We start from the raw sequence: 16,657 nt of genomic DNA, 5'->3' as shown, positions 1-16,657 counted from the left end.
TAGGTTATTTCACGGCTGAACGATTCTGAGTTCAGGGAAATATTGTTATCTTCGCATAACGATATTTATCAACGATAATGAAGTAATATGGAAGAGCAAAGCAGTACTGCATTGACCGGAATAAAGCCTTATCACCTGGGGTTGGCTCTCAGCGGAGGAGGAGCGAAGGGCTTTGCCCATGTGGGAGCTTTGAAAGCGATGGAAGAACTGGGCATTCGTCCCGACCTTATTTCCGGAGTAAGTGCCGGCTCATTAATCGGGGCATTATATGCCGATGGCTATTCTCCCGACGAGATGCTCGATTTGTTTTCAAAATTAAGTTTTTCCGATCTGGCCGAACTGACTATTCCACGGGCCGGCTTTTTTAAAATAGACCGTTTCCGTAATTTTTTGGGAAAAAATCTGAGAACAAAACGGCTGGAAGACTTATCCATTCCTCTTGTCGTTTCTGCTACCGATCTCGATAACGGTAAACTGGTATCTTTTACTTCGGGCGAGATCGTTGAAAGAATATGCGCATCCTGTAGTATCCCTATTCTTTTCAGTCCTGTAAATATTGAAGGCGTGAATTATGTAGATGGGGGCGTTTTGCGTAATCTGCCGGTAACCCCTGTGCGTCAGAGTTGCGATATCATCATAGGTGTAAATGTAAGTCCTTTGGTGGCCAGGACCTATAAACAAAGTATATTAGGAATTGCGCAACGTTCTTATAGTTTTATATCTAAAGGAAATACGTTTATGGATATGAGATTGTGCGATGTGCTTGTACAAGTGAAGGAAGCTTCCGAATATAATATATTTGATCTGGAAGATTTGAGAGAAATAGCCAATGCCGGTTATCAGAGAACGATGACTGTTCTTTCATTCAACACTAACAGGAAAAAAATGGAATTGACGATATGAAAAAAAAAATGATTATATATCAGATGTTTACCCGTTTGTTCGGAAATACGACCGAAAATGTAATACCTGATGGTGATTTGTCCGGGAACGGGGTTGGTAAACTGAATGATATTACAGCAGAAGCGTTAAAGAGTATCCGTTCTTTAGGCTCTACACATGTGTGGTTTACAGGAGTCATAGAACATGCGACGGCTACCGATTATTCTTTATATGGTATAGATAAGGACAATCCTTATATTGTTAAAGGCAAAGCGGGTTCGCCTTATGCCATAAAAGATTATTATGATATAGATCCTGATCTGGCGGTAAATGTTCCTGGTCGCATGAAGGAATTCGAAGCTTTAGTACAGCGTACTCATCAACAGGGACTGGGAGTTATAATTGATTTTGTACCCAACCACGTAGCCCGGCATTATGTTTCGGATGCTAAACCGGCCGGTGTGAAAGATCTCGGAGAGGATGACGATACATCGGTACATTTTTCTTCCCGTAATAATTTTTACTATATACCCCGTCAGGAACTGGTTCCCCAGTTCTATGTAGGAGAGGGAAAGAATGCATATCATGAATATCCTGCCAAAGCCACGGGAAACGACTGCTTCGGAGCGTATCCATGCAAAAATGACTGGTATGAGACGGTAAAACTCAATTACGGTGTGGATTATATGCATGGGCGTCACCGTGTTTTTGACCCGATACCCGATACATGGATAAAAATGTTGGATATTCTTCTATTCTGGTCAGGAAAAGGAGTAGATGCTTTTCGTTGTGATATGGCAGAGATGGTTCCCGTTCAGTTTTGGGGATGGGCGATCCCGAAAGTTAAAAAGCAATATCCCGGTATCCTGTTTATTGCAGAGATATATAATCAAGGAGAATACAGGAATTATATACATAATGGAAAATTCGATTATTTATACGATAAAGTAGGGCTGTACGATACACTTAAAGCCGTACTTTGTCACAATGCCTCGGCTTCTTTGTTGACACAATGCTGGCAATCGGTGGACGGAATAAACCATAGCATGCTGAATTTTCTTGAAAATCACGATGAACAACGCTTTGCATCTCCTTTTTTTGCGGGCGATGCAGGAAAAGTTCTTCCGGCTTTGGTTGTGTCTGCGATGATAAGCGTATGCCCGTTCATGATGTATTTCGGACAAGAACTGGGAGAGCGCGGGATGGATGCTGAAGGATTCAGTGGTGAAGACGGCCGTACTACCATATTCGATTATTGGACCGTACCTACGATAGCCCGATGGAATAATAAAGGAAAATTCAATTCGGCTAAGCTGACGGCCGGAGAAAAAAAACTGAGAAAGCTGTATCAGAAAGTTCTTCTTTTGTGCAATAAAGAAGATGCGATATCGGAAGGTTCCTTTTTCGATCTTATGTACGTCAATTATGATAATCCTGATTTTAATGCACACCGTCAATTCGCATTTTTACGTAGAGGGAAAAAAACGTTGCTGGTAATCGTGGTTAATTTTTCTTCCCGTCCTGTCTCGGTAAAAGTGAATATACCGGCTCATGCCTTTTCGGTCATGGCTTTACAGGAAGGAATATTCAAATGTGAAGAATTATTGTCGGGGGATGAAGATACTAAAAAAATATATCCCGATATGCCTTTTGAAACGAGAGTTGACGCATACGGAGCTGTCGTATGGAAAGCCGTTCAAAAAAATATAGGAGTAGAGATAAAAAAATAATAGGTTCAGGGATTATTTAAGAATAGAAATAGTAACTTTGCAGAAAAATTATACAAACTTCGTTTTATATCAAAAACCTCATGAGTCAAACACCTCCCTTTAAGGTCTTTTCCGGTACTAATTCACGGTATTTGGCGGAAAAAATATGTAAGAGCTTAGGTTGTGAACTGGGTAATATGAATATCCAGCATTTTGCCGACGGCGAGTTCTCCGTTTCGTTTGAAGAATCAATAAGAGGTTGCCAGGTTTATCTGGTGCAGTCTACTTTCCCGAATTCCGATAACCTTATGGAATTGTTACTGATGGTGGATGCGGCTAAACGTGCTTCTGCGAAATCGATTATTGCCGTAATTCCGTATTTCGGATGGGCACGTCAGGATCGTAAAGACAAACCTCGTGTTTCCATCGGAGCCAAGTTGATTGCCGACCTGTTAAGTGTTGCTGGTATCAGCCGGCTTATTACTATGGATTTGCATGCCGATCAGATTCAGGGATTTTTCAATGTCCCTGTGGACCATTTGTATGCTTCTTCTGTATTTATCCCTTATATCAGATCTTTAAATCTGGAGAATATGGTTATCGCTACTCCCGATGTGGGAGGATCTAAACGTGCCAGCACGTATGCGAAGCATTTCGGTGTTCCTCTTGTGTTGTGCCATAAACAACGTGCTAAGGCAAATGTGGTGGAAAGTATGACTGTGATAGGAGATGTAGAGGGTAAAAATGTAATACTCATTGATGATATGGTAGATACGGCCGGAACTATAACCAAAGCCGCAGATCTGATGAAAAATAAAGGAGCCCTTTCTGTGAGGGCTATAGCCAGTCATGCGGTTATGAGTTGCCCGGCTACCGAACGCGTAACGGAATCTTCTATGGAAGAAATGATATTTACCGATAGTATTCCTTATTGTAAAGAGTGCGATAAAGTGCATGTAATTACGATTGCCGATATGTTTGCCGATACAATTCGCCGCGTTTACGAGAACCAATCTATCAGTTCTCAATATATTCTTTAATATAAGTAGAGATAGTATATAAAGACGAACCTTTTTAGGCTCGTCTTTTTTTTGAATAATATTTCTTATCGTTTTTTCTGTTTGGTTTTAATATCTTATTTTTATTTCGGAGTTTTTTTATCTTGTTTTTTTCTTTTTTAGAAGAAATGAAAAAAAGATAAAAAACAATCTGAAAATTTGTATCTGTCAATAAAATCTTGTACGTTTATCCTTGAAATCTGAGAGCACGATGAAGTTCTTTTTTGCGAAAAAGGACAGTGAGCTGATTGAGTGAAAAGTAAAAAAGCCGGAATTATCAGTTGGGAGATGGAAAAACACAAGAGTTGATAGATAGTGTGGCTATGAAAAACTTGCTTTATAGAATATATTATAAAATAAAATCAATCTTTATTATTAACCTTTAAATTATCCAATTATGAAAAAACCTATCTTAGCGTTGCTCGTATTCGCGAGTCAGCTGGCTTTTTCTCAGGGAATATCGGTTGTCAGCAATGAACAGCTTCCTATTCCTTCCGGGAGCAATTATCTTCCGGTATTGAGTCCTGCCGGAGATTTCCTGGTTTTGACGAATAGTGACATGAATGGCCTTCAAAAGTATGATTTGGCTACGAAGAAAATGACGACTTTGACGACGGACAAAGGTTCCGGATTCGGAGTTGAGATTTCTTCCGACGGAAGTACTGTTGTTTACCGGAACCGCGAGTATAAAGGAAAGCTTCGTTACACGACACTGAAAAGTGTGAATGTAAATACCGGAAAGAAAAGTGAACTGGTAAAAGCTACCCGTGATCTTCAGGGCGTTGCAGTAAAAGAAGGTACTGTATTAGCTGTTAACGACGGAAAACTTCTGTCTAAAAAAATGTCCGGTAGCAAGTTGTCCCGTATACCGGCAGTTGCCAGTATTAAAGACGGGCAACTCTATGTAACCGTAGACGGTACTACCCGTCAGGTATCCCCTGCCGGAACCGAGGTAAGTTACCTTTGGCCTTCGGTTTCTCCCGACGGAAAAAAATTACTTTATTATGTTATGGATTACGGCAAAGCTTATGTAAGCAATCTGGATGGTAGTAATCCCGTTTCATTAGGTGTAATGCGTGCACCGAAGTGGATGGGTAATGACTGGACGGTAGGTATGGTCGATTATGATAACGGTGAAATTGTTACATCTTCCAAGATCGTTGCCGTAAGTGCGAATGGCAAAGTTCGTACCGATTTGACCGATGAATCATCCATATCTATGTATCCCTGTGCATCGGCCGATGCTTCGAAAATCGTATATAATACGGCCGACGGTAAAGTGTTCCTGATGCAAGTAAAAACCACAAAATAATCGACGACTATGAAACTAAGAAAACTACTGATAGCCTGCGTAGGAATGTCGATGGCATTTGCAGCCAGTGCGGCAGGTAATGTTCCTGAATTTTCCCAGGCACGCGTATATATAAATCCCGGTCATGGCGGATGGACTGCAAATGACCGTCCGATGGCAACAATAAACTACGCCCAGATGGATACAATGGGCTTTTTCGAAACGAATACCGACCTTACGAAAGGTTTGACTTTGCGGAATGTATTGCAGAAAGCCGGAGTCGGTTTTATAAAAATGTCCCGTACGAAGAACGGTTATGTATCGGAAGGGGATAAGAATAAAACTCCAAACGATCAGATAGAGACAGCTCCGAGTAATGACGGAAACCAGCAAGTGGTAACACTGTCGGTTATCTGCCAGGATGTGGAGTCGAATAATATGGACTATTTTATTTCTATCCATAGTAATGCAGCCAGTGAAGGTTCGGTTACCAATTATCCTCTGTTATTATACCGGGGAACCGATGATGCCTCAGGTAACGGTCTTGTTAATGCAAAAGCTATGGCACAGGACGCCTGGAAGTATGTGGCTAAGAATGGTGTGACTTACCATTCCGCTTATACTGCCGCTACATCCAATAACAGCCGTGGGGATATTACGTTTTACGGAAGTTCTTCGACCAATGGATTGGGGTATACCGGTTATCTGGGTGTATTGAAACACGGGTGCGACGGTTTTCTGAGCGAAGGCTGTTTTCACACCTATCAGCCCGAGCGTCAGCGTTTGCTGAACAAAGATTACTGTCGTCAGGAAGGCGTAAGATATTCACGTGCCATCCGCGCCTGGTTCGGTGATAACAGCGAAACCAAAGGTTATATCATGGGTACCGTAAAAGATAAAAATAATACGCTGGAACATAATTTGTATAATTACAAACCGAATACGGTCGATGCATATAATCCTTTGAATAACGTAACGGTCGTGCTGCAGGATAAAGACGGGAATAAAGTCGGAGAATATACGACGGATAAGGAATATAACGGTTTGTTCGTATTTTCCGATCTGACTCCGGGTACCTATAAACTCGTGTATGACATACCAGGTTTCTGGCCCGAAACAGAAGAAATAGAAGTTGTGGCTAACGAAACGGCTTTCACTAATAAGAGATTGACCGATACTTCTCATGAGAAACCGTCGGAAGAAGAAATTATACCCGAAGTTGAGGACTATCCCCATCCCGTACAAGATGGTGATATTGCCGCTGCAAGCTCTTATAAATTCATGAAAGAAAGCAATCTGGAATCGATTGAAGCTTTGAAGGATCTGAAAATTCGCCGGGCTATTCTTCGTGACGGTAAATATTATGTATTGGCCGTAGACGCTGAAAAAGCTCCTAAACTTCTCGTTATCGATCCTGTTACCGGGTCTCTTGTCAAAGAAATGAGTACTGCAGGTATCAAGACCGAAGGATTTAACGGAAAGAAATATCCTTATGTTCTGTCGGATATCGCTTTCACCATGGACGGTGTTTTACTGGGAACCAATTCAACGGTAATCGGTAGAGAAAACAACGGCTATCAGACGGGTGACTTCTACATGTATAAATGGCAAGCTGCCGAAGGCGGAGCATTAGAAGACGCTACTCCTGAAGTATTGCTGACATTGCCGACCAATACTTCTGAGAGCCTGGCCGCAGCAGGAAATAACTATTCCAATTTTATCGCCAATACTATCGCTATTAGCGGTACCAGCAAAGAGTTTAAATTCTATTTTGACTCTCATGCCGGAGATGCTTGGAATACCGATTACGGTGTCAAATATGTATGTTGGATCGTAAAAGACGGAAAAGTTTCGGCTACCCAGCATAATGCTACGATATATGAGGAAAATCAATTCGGTGAAGATGCACAAATGACATTGTCTCCGTTGGCTATAGACCGTATCATAGTAGACGGATCAGCCATCGCACCGAAAGAATTCGGAATATCTTGGGAAACGAACGATGCTGTAGAATACGGAAGCTTTTCGGGTGATATACCAGTGGAATCTTACGGTTCCAATTATTTCCGTTATGCCGACAAGATATATATGAGTGCACCTGTATGCGAAAAACAAGGGGAAACTTATTCCTATAAATCATATTTGTTTGACGTGACCGGTGGTCTTGACAAGGCAGAAAACATTGGTGTAACAGATGCTGTGATAACCGGAGTAGCTTCTCCTTCTTATATGACCGGCGCTGGTGTTGTTGATAATGCCGATATCAATATGTATTTACTGGCCGGCGGACAATTTGTAAAATATACGACAAAAGGCGTGGAACAAGATCCCTCTCCGGCTCGTATCTTTGCTTATAATTTAAAATCTGAAATGAACGGTAACAATTACAATGTTACTTTCGAGTTGAATGAAGATGCTACATCTGTTGATTTGATCTTGACTGGCGCTGCTTCCGGAGAAGTTGTAAAAACTATAAATCTGGGAGCAAAATCCAAAGGTCTTAACGATGTTACGGTAGCATCATCGGATATTCCTGCCAATGCGACTTGCAACTGGAGTATTCGCGCTACTGCCGGAAATGTGACCCGTCTTACCAAGTTGTCGGACGATAAAGCCATTTACAAATATGACGCTCCTAATGGAGTAGCTATCGACAAATCACCGGAAAGTAAATATTTCGGTCGCGTATATGTAACAAATACTACAGGCGCTACGACAACAGGTCTTTATGTTCTGGAACCCAACCAGAGTGAAGTATCGTCAGTTCATAATGGTGGCATATCCTGGACCGGAGTTTCGGGTGAAGGTCCTCGTAAAGTTGCTGTCGCTGAGGACGGACGTGTGTTCTTGTGTGATGCAAGCGCTTCCAATGCCGGTATTTATGTGATGAATCCGGAAGACTTTACCATGTCTCCTCTCTTTGAAGGAGCAACTAATGAAGCAGGAGTTCTTTCAATCGGCGGTACATATGTCGGCGGTCAGACTGTTGCCATAGGAGTAAGAGGATCCGGTGAAAATACCCAGTTATACGCAATTGACAAAAATGCTCCGGGATCGTCTGCTTGGAAGAAATTTACCAACACTTATAATATCGGAACTTCTTCTAAATGGACAGCAGCTCCTACTTCTTCCAAAGCTGCCAGCAGCTATGTAGGAAACGACAATGCAAGTATAGTTCCGGTATCGACCGGTTTCTGGGCGGCTCAGTATCGTGGCGCAGGTTCTGGTAACAACTCGGGAACGCCTTCCATGTTCTATTACAGTGACAGATATTCCGATGCTGTATTTAATTCCGCAGAAACAAACCTGATAGAATCTTCTCAGAACGGAGGTTTGGCTGTAAATGAAAAAGAATCGTTAGTAGCAGTCAGTGATAATAATGGGCTTTCTGTATTCACTTATAAGATGAATGCTGAAGGTATGCCGGTTGTAACGAAGAAGTTCCATACTGTTCTTGAAGGTCCGAGTGCCGGTTACGATGACTTCGAATTTGACTATGCCGGAAACTTATATGCAATATCCAAATCCGGTAAAGCACTATCTGTATGGGCAATGCCTACTGAGAATAATGTTTGTACCACTCCTGCTCCCAAAACTATGACTATGAGCGGAACAAGTGGAGTGGAAGCTTCTGAAGTTCCTGCTGCACGCATGTATCCTAACCCTGTTACTGATATATTGAAAGTGGAGGCTGCAGAAATTATCAATACGGTAGATGTATATAACCTGGCGGGTGCTTTGGTTGCTAAGAAAGCAAATGTGAACGCTATGTCCACTACCATAGACCTGAATGACCTTGTAAGAGGCATTTACTTTGTGAAAGTTAATAACGGCAATGCTGTCAAAGTAATTAAGAAATAAAACTGTGAGTTATCTTTTCTGAATAGAAAAGGAAATTAGTAAAATAAAAACCGGCCGTGATAATATGCACGACCGGTTTTTTATTGATGATATAAGAATGTTTTTTGCTTAACTTTATTAAAATCAATATAATATCTCTATCGGCGACTTGCGTGAACATATCATAAATATAACGTAAACCAGAAAATAATTATCTATGAGTAAATCAACTCTTGTCGACAAGAGTAACTTTTTTCAATAAGCCAACAGATGTAAACACATAAATATCATAAGAAAACGGTAATTTTAACAGATTTTGCGGTTTTATATTTACCTTTGTATGTGATGGGTTATTATACCCAAACAAAAATAAGAGAACCATGCGAACACATAATAAATCCAAATTATATAACAGCTAATTATTATAATTGAACATATGTCAATATGGAGTAGACTCATAGGGATTAGGAGTGCTGAAGATACAAATAATGTCATCGGTAATAAAACTACATCTGTACCATATGATGCTTCGCGATATGCCATAGTAGATGTTGAGATTAGTTTGAAGGATCATAAAATCCATGATATTGGGGCACTCCGCCATGATGGTGCAATATATCATAAAACTTCGAAAGAGGAATTATTTGAATTTATTAAGGATACAGACTATATCTGCGGACACAATATCATTCATCATGATGCCAAGTATCTGTTCATAGATAAAACATGTCGCTGGCTTTTGGTCGATACACTTTATATTTCGCCTTTATTGTTTCCGGAGCGCCCTTACCATAGGCTTGTGAAAGACGATAAACTGATAATCGACCAGATGAATAATCCGGTGAATGATTGTGAAAAAGCAAGAGATTTGCTAATGGACGAAATAGCACGCTGGAATTCGTTGACGAACGAAAAGCGCAGTCTTTTTGCCTCGTTGCTAAAGGGCAAGAAAGAGTTTGAGGGATTTCTCAGCATGGTGGGTGCGGAGCATATAGATGAAGGGGTGTCTGAACTAATAAGGAACCTTTACGAGGGAAAAATCTGCCAACATGCTGATCTTGATATGCTGATCAAGCAATATCCGTGCGAATTGGCATATGCATTAGCTCTAATAGATACTACCGACTATTGCTCCATTACTCCCGGATGGGTACTTTACAATTATCCCGAAGTAGAATTTGTTGTGAAGCTTTTATGCCACAACAGTTGTAACGAAGGCTGTGTTTACTGTAATACCCAGCTGAATGTGCTCTATAACTTAAAGGCATTCTTTGGATATGAACAATTCCGCACATATGAAGGAGAACCACTTCAGGAGCGGGCCGCCCAAGCAGCAGTGAAAGGCAAGTCGCTACTGGCAATATTTCCTACCGGCGGTGGAAAATCGCTTACCTTTCAATTGCCTGCACTCATAGCAGGCCGTTCTGTGCATGGACTTACGGTTGTTATTTCACCATTGCAGTCGCTGATGAAAGACCAAGTAGATAATCTTGCAGATAGAGGTATTACTGCTGCTGTAACCATTAATGGTCTGTTAGACCCAATCACAAGGGCACTCTCAATACAAAGAGTGCAAAACGGAGAAGCTTCGCTTTTATATATATCTCCTGAAATGCTTCGCTCAAAAACCATCGAGAAAATTTTGATGGCACGTCATGTCGTGAGATTTGTGATAGATGAAGCACATTGCTTTTCTTCATGGGGACAGGATTTTAGGGTTGATTATCTCTATATAGGGAAATTCATTCAGAAATACCGGCAAAAAAAAGGATGCAGGAATTCGATTCCTGTATCCTGCTTTACTGCTACGGCAAAACAGAAAGTAGTGCAAGACATCTGTGACTATTTCAAGCTGACATTGAATTTAGATTTAGAGTTATTTGCTTCAACGGCTTCAAGGACAAATCTGCATTATTCCGTAATACATGCCGAAAGTGACGATGATAAATATTTAAAACTGAGGGGACTTGTGGCTGAATCCGATTGTCCGGCAATTGTTTACGTATCACGTACCAAACGTACAAAAGAACTGGCTGCCAAATTGACTCGCGACGGTTATAAGGCATTGCCTTTCAATGGCAAGATGGAATCTGATGAAAAGATTGCAAACCAAGATGCATTCATGAATGACCAGGTACGCATCATTGTGGCAACGTCTGCTTTTGGTATGGGAGTGGACAAGAAAGACGTCGGTCTTGTAGTGCATTACGACATTTCCGATTCGTTGGAGAATTATGTTCAGGAAGCAGGCAGAGCCGGCCGGGATCCCGACCTCAGTGCACGTTGCTATGTGCTTTATAGCGATAACGATTTGGACAAGCATTTTATACTGCTGAACCAGACAAAGCTAAGTATTAGCGAAATACAACAAGTTTGGAAAGCTGTAAAAGACCTTACCAGGCAACGTATGAGAGTTTGCTGCTCTGCGTTGGAAATTGCGCGGCAGGCAGGGTGGGACGATTCGGTATTTGATATTGAAACCCGTGTGCGGACAGCTTTGGTCGCTTTGGAACAAAGCGGATACCTGGTAAGAGGAAACAATGTGCCTCATGTGTATGCCACAGGAATCACGGTGAAGAATATAGATGAGGCAAAAAAGCGGATATCAGAATCTCTACTATTTGGTAGTGATGAAATAGAGAAGTCTGTCAGAATCATCAAATCACTGATTTCCCAAAAACATGTGGGCAAAGCTCAAGATTCAGAGGCTGAGTCGCGAATTGATTATCTGGCAGATATATTGGGCATAGGCAAGAGCGAAGTCGTATCTGTTGTAGAGCGAATGCGACAGGAAGGCATATTGGCAGATAGTAAAGATATATCTGCCTATTTACTGGATACTGATGATTCGGAACGAAAATCAAGGAAGCTTCTTGAACGTTTTGCGAAACTCGAACAATACATCCTCAGCCATATTCCTGACGAATCTTTGTGGATATCATGTAAACAGCTGAATGATAATGCTATAAACGATGGAATCAATACATCTAAAGAAAAAGATATTCGGACACTACTTTACTTTCTTACCGTCAAAGGATATACTCGCAAGAAAGAGGATGCGGTTCGCAATATGAAAATCAGTCGTCAGGCAGACTTAGAATCAACCATCAGGCGTTTTGAAAAGCGATTGGAAATAAGCCGTTTTGCTGTGGAATGGCTATACAAGTTAGTCGCTGATACGGGAAAGGGAGTCTCACAAAACAAGACTATTCAATTCTCCGTGATAGAACTTCTAAATCAAATAAAGTCAAGTCCCCGGTCCCTTTTCAGTGGACTTGAAAATTTGCAGTTGGAAGACGTGGAGGAAGCTCTTCTGTATCTGTCGAAAATAGGTGCACTAAAACTTGAAGGTGGCTTTCTTATCCTTTATAACGCTATGGATATACAAAGAATAAAGGATAACAAATCGAGATATAAGCAAGATGACTACCGGATGCTTAATGAATTTTACAAGCAGAAGATTCAGCAAGTTCATATTGTAGGCGAATATGCCAATTTGATGGTAAAGGATTATAACGCAGCATTACAATATGTCCAAGACTATTTCCAAATGGACTACAAGAAGTTTGTCACAAAATACTTCAAAGGGGAAAGAGTAAGCGAGATACAGCGCAACTTGACACCAAAGAAATATAAGCAATTGTTTGGTCAGTTGTCCAAATGTCAGATGGAGATTATTTCCGACAAGGATTCACGTTGCATCGTTGTCGCAGCAGGTCCTGGCAGTGGAAAAACACGTGTGCTGGTTCACAAACTCGCATCACTTTTATTACTCGAAGATGTAAAACATGAGCAACTTCTGATGTTAACTTTTTCAAGAGCTGCCGCTACAGAGTTCAAACAGAGACTTATGGAGTTGATCGGTAACGCTGCTCATTTTGTTGAAATAAAAACATTTCACTCTTATTGCTTTGATCTTATGGGGCGGATAGGTAATCTCGAAGATGCCAAGAATGTAGTTGCAAAGGCGGCCGAGATGATTAACCAGGGGGAAGTGGAACCAAACAAAATCGGTAAGGCGGTTCTGGTCATAGACGAAGCTCAGGACATGGGCGTTGAAGAACATGCGCTTGTAAAGGCTCTAATGACTGGCAACGAGGAAATGCGTGTGATAGCAGTAGGCGACGATGACCAAAACATCTATGAATTCCGGGGATCTGATTCCGGGTATATGTATCAGTTGGCACAGGAATCCGGAAGTAAATTTATCGAGATGACTGAAAATTATCGCAGTGCGCACCATGTGGTGAATTTCGCCAACGGATTTCTGAAGGGTATCGATAAAAGGATGAAAAGTACGCCAATTATTTCGATGAGAAAAGAGAATGGCTGGGTCGGAGTGGTACGCCATCGATCAAAGTATATGTATCAGCCACTCGTCGAGGATTTGATTCTTCATCATAAAGATGGAGGCTCCTCGTGTGTACTTACTCAAACGAACGAAGAGGCTGTTATCGTGATGGCTCTTTTGCGGAGATATGGCATAAACAGCAAGCTGGTACAGTCTATGGACGGTTTTCTTTTTTGGAACATGGCTGAAATGAGGTATTTCCTGAGGTACATAGACAAACGGGTGAAGACGCCTCTGATCTCGGAAGAATTATGGGAAGATGCAAAACATGCTACTATTTCCGCTTATGATAGAAGTCAAAGCTTGATATATGTGAAGCGTTGTGTGGAATTGTTTGAACAAACCAATAAAGTAAAATACTTTAGTGATTTCAAAGAGTTTGTATTTGAGTCATCGGTGGAAGATTTCTGTGATGTTTCGGGAGCCGATGTTGTGGTATCGACCATTCATAAATCCAAGGGCAGAGAGTTTGATAATGTGTACATGCTCATATCTGACAATTATTCGAAAGATGCCCATCTGATGCGTCGGTACTATGTAGGAATGACCCGTGCAAAAAATCGGCTGTTTGTGCATACGAATGGCGATTGCTTTAATCGTTTAAGTGCCGATCAGTATTTTATCGACCAAAGTGAGTATGCGATACCCGAAGAAATTGTTCTACAACTCTCCCATAAAGATGTTTATCTTGGATTCTTCAAAGAACTCAAGCGAGAGGTTTTGTCATTAAGGGGGGGAGATTCTTTGAATTACAATGATTCTATTTTATATGAAACCTTGACAAATAAACCGGTAGCAAAGTTGTCGTTAAGCATGCAGGAGACGTTGTCGGAGTGGAAGGAACGAGGCTATAAGGTGAAGTATGCATCCGTTCGGTTCGTTGTGGCGTGGAAGCCCAAAGACGCACCGAAAGATGCACCGGAAACAGCTGTCCTGCTGGCTGATTTAGTCCTTTCCTTATAATTCAAAATACATGAAAGTCTTTTTATTACAATAAATAGAGCGTTTTGCTGCAAATACCTTGCTGCATACTTTACACTTCCTTTTGATTTCAAATCCGATTGTTGATATATTATCTACTTTAAAATATGTATTGGTATGGATAAATAGAATTTTGTTCTACATTGCCTATCTTTTATTTGTCGCTGATAAGAGATAAAAAAGCCCATAGAAAACACATATCAACCATGAACCCCATAAACGCAAAAAGCTTGCAGTTCATTGAGCTGCAAGCTTTTTCTTATTGTTTATTATCTGTTTTCCTTATCGGAATCACTTGACTTCCTCAAAATCCACATCTGTTACATGTCCTTCCTGATTATCATTCGGAGCCTGTTCTTGTGCAGCATGAGGTTGTTCTTGTGCTCCACCTTGAGCATTAGCCTGAGCATTGTACAAGTCTTGTGCTGCAGCTTGCAATGCATTGTTCAGTTCCGTTGTTGCGGCATCGATACCAGCTATATCCTGGGCTTTATGAGTTTCTTTCAGTTTAGCCAGGGCCGTTTCGATAGTGCTCTTTTTGTCTGCAGGAAGTTTATCTCCCGTATCTTTCAGTTGTTTCTCGGTTTGGAAGATCAGAGCATCAGCATGGTTCAGTTTATCTATCCGCTCTTTTTCTTTAGCGTCGCTTTCAGCGTTAGCGGCAGCTTCTTCTTTCATTCGTTTGATTTCATCTTCTGTCAAACCGCTGGAAGCTTCGATACGGATGCTTTGTTCTTTACCCGTTCCTTTGTCTTTAGCAGATACATTCAATATACCGTTAGCGTCGATGTCAAAGGTTACTTCAATCTGGGGAACTCCACGCATAGCGGCAGGAATACCATCCAGGTGGAATTTACCGATAGTTTTGTTATCTTTAGCCATAGGACGTTCGCCCTGTAATACATGGATTTCTACCGACGGCTGGTTATCTACAGCTGTAGAGAAAGTTTCCGATTTACGGGTAGGGATAGTCGTGTTGGCATCGATCAATTTGGTCATCACACCTCCCAGTGTTTCTATACCCAGTGACAGTGGCGTAACGTCAAGTAACAATACGTCTTTTACATCTCCGCTCAGAACGGCGCCTTGTATAGCAGCACCTACTGCAACGACTTCATCCGGGTTAACACCTTTGGAAGGAGCTTTACCGAAGAATTTTTCAACGACCTGCTGGATAGCCGGAATACGTGTTGAACCTCCTACCAGAATTACTTCGCTGATATCCGAAGTGCTTAATCCTGCATCTTTCAATGCCTGGCGGCAGGGTTCTATCGTTGCCTGGATAAGACGGTCGGCTAATTGTTCGAATTTGGCACGAGTCAATGTTTTAACCAGGTGCTTGGGTATACCGTTTACAGGCATAATGTAAGGCAGGTTTATTTCGGTAGAAGTTGCACTGGACAATTCTATTTTTGCTTTTTCTGCTGCCTCTTTCAAACGTTGCAGAGCCATCGGGTCCTGACGAAGGTCTACGCCCTCTTCTTTTTTGAATTCGTCGGCCAGCCAGTCTATAATAACGTGGTCGAAATCATCACCACCCAGGTGAGTATCACCGTTGGTCGATTTAACTTCAAATACACCGTCGCCCAATTCCAGGATAGAAATATCGAATGTTCCTCCACCCAAGTCGAATACGGCGATTTTCATATCTTTATTGGTCTTGTCAAGACCGTAGGCCAACGCGGCAGCCGTAGGTTCGTTTACAATACGTCTTACATTAAGACCTGCGATTTCTCCGGCTTCTTTTGTTGCCTGACGTTGAGAGTCATTGAAGTATGCAGGTACTGTAATAACCGCATCGGTAACTTCCTGTCCCAGATAATCTTCTGCGGTTTTTTTCATTTTTTGCAGGATCATAGCGGAAATTTCCTGCGGAGAATACAGACGGCCGTCTATGTCCACACGCGGAGTATTGTTTTCGCTACGTACTACTTTATAAGGAACCCTGTCTATCTCTTTCGCAACTTGGTCGAAATTTTCGCCCATGAAACGTTTGATAGAAAAAATTGTGCGGGTAGGATTCGTGATGGCTTGACGTTTTGCAGGGTCGCCGACCTTACGTTCGCCACCGTCAACAAATGCTACGATCGAAGGAGTCGTTCGACGACCTTCGCTGTTTGCTATCACAACCGGTTCCGTGCCTTCCATAACAGCTACGCAAGAGTTGGTTGTTCCTAAGTCAATACCAATAATTTTTCCCATTGTCGTATATTTTTAATTTGTTATTAATTCGTTGTTTTATGCCGTAAAGGGGAGAGGTCGTAAGATCCTTTTCCTATTTCGGACACAAACAAAGTATCAAATCCTGTGCCAATTATTTTTACCTGATAAAACATGTTTTTTGTCAGTTTTGTTTTGCGGTTGCTATTCTCTTTTGTCATATTTTCTGTCGATTTGGCAGAATGAACGTTGCTCCTGCAGTCCGGTTTCTCCTTGCATTTTTCCCTTATAAAATGTATGGGTAAGACATTAGAAAGGAGTATTTCCGTAAACGCTTTTTTACGGAAAAATTTCTTTATTAGAACGAAAAGAACTATTTTTGCCG

Annotated in this window: 8 protein-coding genes; 6 read left to right on the top strand and 2 right to left on the bottom strand. The window is 41.5% G+C overall.

Annotation, left to right across the window (positions count from 1 at the left end):
• Positions 1–87: 87 nt before the first annotated feature.
• The 6 genes from OCV73_RS09655 (at position 88) to OCV73_RS09630 (ending at position 14,094) form a co-directional block, all read left to right on the top strand.
• Positions 88–903, top strand: coding sequence for a patatin-like phospholipase family protein (locus OCV73_RS09655; protein ID WP_147551690.1), 816 nt, complete (start codon positions 88–90; stop codon positions 901–903).
• On the top strand, positions 900–2,612 hold the full coding sequence (locus OCV73_RS09650; protein ID WP_262512939.1) for an alpha-amylase family glycosyl hydrolase: 1,713 nt from the start codon (positions 900–902) through the stop codon (positions 2,610–2,612). Before OCV73_RS09655 ends, OCV73_RS09650 begins: the two co-directional genes overlap by 4 nt.
• Before the next feature lie 80 nt (positions 2,613–2,692).
• Positions 2,693–3,631, top strand: a complete 939-nt coding sequence (locus OCV73_RS09645; RefSeq protein WP_147551688.1) for a ribose-phosphate pyrophosphokinase — start codon at positions 2,693–2,695, stop codon at positions 3,629–3,631.
• A 415-nt stretch (positions 3,632–4,046) separates the two neighbouring features.
• Positions 4,047–4,961 (top strand): TolB-like translocation protein, encoded by a 915-nt coding sequence (locus OCV73_RS09640; protein ID WP_147551686.1) that lies wholly within the window; start codon positions 4,047–4,049, stop codon positions 4,959–4,961.
• A gap of 9 nt (positions 4,962–4,970) precedes the next feature.
• Complete coding sequence (locus OCV73_RS09635; protein ID WP_147551684.1) at positions 4,971–8,801, top strand: T9SS type A sorting domain-containing protein; 3,831 nt, start codon at positions 4,971–4,973, stop codon at positions 8,799–8,801.
• 415 nt (positions 8,802–9,216) lie between these two features.
• Entirely contained in the window at positions 9,217–14,094 is a 4,878-nt protein-coding gene (locus tag OCV73_RS09630) for a RecQ family ATP-dependent DNA helicase (RefSeq protein WP_147551682.1), read from the top strand.
• Between the two features lie 309 nt (positions 14,095–14,403).
• On the opposite strand, the gene dnaK is transcribed toward OCV73_RS09630, so the two are convergent.
• Both dnaK and OCV73_RS09620 read right to left on the bottom strand, forming a co-directional pair.
• Positions 14,404–16,314, bottom strand: coding sequence for a molecular chaperone DnaK (gene dnaK, locus OCV73_RS09625; protein WP_147551680.1), 1,911 nt, complete (start codon positions 16,312–16,314; stop codon positions 14,404–14,406).
• A 23-nt stretch (positions 16,315–16,337) separates the two neighbouring features.
• A complete protein-coding gene (locus OCV73_RS09620; protein WP_167551245.1) occupies positions 16,338–16,493 on the bottom strand; it encodes a hypothetical protein in 156 nt (51 codons plus the stop codon).
• Positions 16,494–16,657: the final 164 nt, after the last annotated feature.

The organism is Barnesiella propionica, from assembly GCF_025567045.1.
GTDB lineage: Bacteria > Bacteroidota > Bacteroidia > Bacteroidales > Barnesiellaceae > Barnesiella_B > Barnesiella_B propionica.
Note: the sequence above shows the minus strand (reverse complement) of the source record. Positions and strands in the feature narration are given on the sequence as shown.

Coding starts and splice junctions, on each gene's coding strand:
- OCV73_RS09645 (WP_147551688.1), top strand. CDS start 2,693: ATGAGTCAAACACCTCCCTTTAAGGTCTTTTCCGGTACTAATTCACGG.
- OCV73_RS09650 (WP_262512939.1), top strand. CDS start 900: ATGAAAAAAAAAATGATTATATATCAGATGTTTACCCGTTTGTTCGGA.
- OCV73_RS09655 (WP_147551690.1), top strand. CDS start 88: ATGGAAGAGCAAAGCAGTACTGCATTGACCGGAATAAAGCCTTATCAC.
- OCV73_RS09620 (WP_167551245.1), bottom strand. CDS start 16,493: ATGACAAAAGAGAATAGCAACCGCAAAACAAAACTGACAAAAAACATG.
- dnaK (WP_147551680.1), bottom strand. CDS start 16,314: ATGGGAAAAATTATTGGTATTGACTTAGGAACAACCAACTCTTGCGTA.
- OCV73_RS09635 (WP_147551684.1), top strand. CDS start 4,971: ATGAAACTAAGAAAACTACTGATAGCCTGCGTAGGAATGTCGATGGCA.
- OCV73_RS09640 (WP_147551686.1), top strand. CDS start 4,047: ATGAAAAAACCTATCTTAGCGTTGCTCGTATTCGCGAGTCAGCTGGCT.
- OCV73_RS09630 (WP_147551682.1), top strand. CDS start 9,217: ATGTCAATATGGAGTAGACTCATAGGGATTAGGAGTGCTGAAGATACA.